The 1,619-nt window shown below is 64.4% G+C and carries 2 protein-coding genes; one reads left to right on the forward strand and one right to left on the reverse strand.

The features are described from left to right. Positions 1–482 (reverse strand): DUF47 domain-containing protein (locus MOX02_RS30515; RefSeq protein WP_147029496.1); only part of this gene is annotated, 482 nt, incomplete at its 3' end. A 101-nt stretch (positions 483–583) separates the two neighbouring features. On the opposite strand from MOX02_RS30515, the gene MOX02_RS30520 reads away from it, so the two are divergent. Next, positions 584–823, forward strand: coding sequence for a hypothetical protein (locus tag MOX02_RS30520; protein ID WP_147029495.1), 240 nt, complete (start codon positions 584–586; stop codon positions 821–823). Positions 824–1,619 lie beyond the last annotated feature (796 nt).

Consider the following 1,619-nt stretch of genomic DNA (forward strand, 5'->3'; position numbering starts at 1 on the left):
TCGTCCGAGCGTCCCTCGACCCGGGTGATCTGCTCGGTGAGCGCGTTGAGGCGCCCGGCCTGTGTGCCGACCGCGTTGAGGAGCGGGATCGCTTCCGCGGTCAGCTGCGCTGCCTCGATCACGGTCTCGCCCATCTCGCGCATCAGCGGCTCGAAGCTGCGGACTTCGTAGAGGGCAATCGTCTTCACCGTCTTGTTCATCGCGTCGATGGCATCGTCCATCGACTGGATCAGGTCCTTGATGTCGCCGCGGTCGAAAGGGGTGATGAAGCTGCGCCGCACAGCGAGCAGGACCTCGGCCGTGATCGCGTCGGCCTCGTGCTCGCGATCGACGATGGTCTGACAGTAGCGCGGGACGTTCTCGCCGCCCTGGAGTACGCCTTGAAGGGCTTCGGCACCCGCGATCAGCGTCTGGGAGTGGCGGGCAAACAGATCGAAGAAGCGGTCCTCGCGCGGCATCAGAGCCCGAAACCAACCTAGCATCCAGCGAACCCCTCGATCGTCCACACACGGATCCGCAGAGCGGCACCACCTCTGCGTGTGTAGCGTTGTTCAACTCAGCCGTGCGAGGCAAGGCGCTCTAGATGCCGAGCACCAAGCACAAACGCTACATCGCCTTCCTTGTTGCCGTGACCGGCTCGGCCAGCATCGGCGATGAGGCTGAGGCAGTGACATACGCCGCACTGAAGCCGAGTGCAGAGGAGGCTACGGCGAGCGTTAAGGCTACGGTTGATGCTGCCGCTCATGTTGCGGTCGTCGGCAAGCTGTCCACCGAAATGGCCAAGACCATCAAGCTCAAGCGAGACGAGGTCCGAGTGATCTGAGTACGTCAACAGCCCAAGGCGTGCCACTCTTCGGCAAGGAAAATAAGTCGTCTCCGAACGCTTTGAGGGCTCCACCACGCTGACACTCACGGTAAGATCTGCAAATGAGCGACGCTCAAGGTCCAGCAGAAGCTTGTGAGGTCTTCGCCTGAGCCGCAGCGAAGGTCTTGTGTGGATGGCTCCCGCATTGCATGTGGCGAATTGAGGTTCTGACGCGTTGGTCGGGGAGAATGCGCCCAGCTTGCGCTGCCTGAGCGGCTGCAAGGCCGAGCCGGTCTACGTTGATGCTGTGCTCGCAGCCCTGACCGAGTCGGACCGCGGTTCCTTCTGGAAGCCGAACACGCGCCCGGCCGCGGTTGCTCCGGCTCGACGTCCGTTCCGGATCTCGGACCGGCGCCGGTACATTCGCCCGGGGCGCCGGGACGATGACGACGATCCGCCGTCATGTCCGGCGGCAGCGATGCCGCGCCCGCGGACGCCTCCCAGTGCTGCCGCACTCGCCCTCTGCATCCCAGCGTAGCAGCAAGGAGCGCGCCGCCAGTGTGACACCATAAGCTCGGGCGTCACGCGCGGCAGCCATCCTCCATTCTGAGATGACGCGAGTCAGGCTCGCGGCAACTCAGCCTGAGCGACCTGGCTTCGGCCGGCTTCGCGGACGCAGGCTCGACGGCGACGCTCCGCCGATGTCGGCCGAGAAGGTGCACGCTCCTGCACGAACTGCGGCTTCAACTTCAGCGGCGCCTAGGTGATGTTCTCGATCATCATCACGAGCGTGCCCTTCATGCGGCGGCCTCCA

The organism is Methylobacterium oxalidis (assembly GCF_007992195.1).
Classification (GTDB): Bacteria; Pseudomonadota; Alphaproteobacteria; order Rhizobiales; family Beijerinckiaceae; genus Methylobacterium; species Methylobacterium oxalidis.

Excerpts from the sequence above, each read along its gene's own strand:
- MOX02_RS30520 (WP_147029495.1), top strand. The coding sequence starts at position 584 with ATGCCGAGCACCAAGCACAAACGCTACATCGCCTTCCTTGTTGCCGTG.